Below are 388 nucleotides of genomic sequence, written 5' to 3' on the forward strand. Positions count from 1 at the left end.
AGGGGGTGGCCTGGGCGGTGGGGCGGTTTCGTGGGCGAGTTCGGCCTCGGCGTCGGCGAGCGGGCCAACGCGGTGAGGGCGGTGGTGCGGTAGGTGTCGAGGGCGTCCCGGGCGGTCTGCAGGTCGGATCCGAGGACGGCCTCGTCCGTGGTGAAGACGGGGGCGGGCGGGGGAGCGGTCGGCGCCGGGGCGTCACCGGTGCCGGCCGTGCCGGCCCGGGCCAGGGTCATCAGCCCGACCAGCCGGCCGCGAGATCGGAACAGCACACGGCTGACCGCCCGGCCCCGGGTGAGGTCGCGGCTGGGCGGCGGGCGTTGTGACAGGCGGGGGGGGGGGGGGGGCGGGGGGTGGGGGTGGGGGGGGGGGGGTGGGGCGGGGGCGGGGCGGG

Annotated in this window: 1 protein-coding gene; it reads right to left on the reverse strand. The window is 80.4% G+C overall.

Translation table 11 applies throughout. The features are described 5' to 3' along the window. Positions 1–266: hypothetical protein (locus PUR61_RS03345; protein WP_443035113.1), on the reverse strand; the 266-nt coding region annotated here is incomplete at its 3' end. Between the last annotated feature and the right edge of the window lie 122 nt (positions 267–388).

This window comes from Streptomyces sp. BE20 (assembly GCF_036322525.1).
Classification (GTDB): Bacteria; Actinomycetota; Actinomycetes; order Streptomycetales; family Streptomycetaceae; genus Kitasatospora.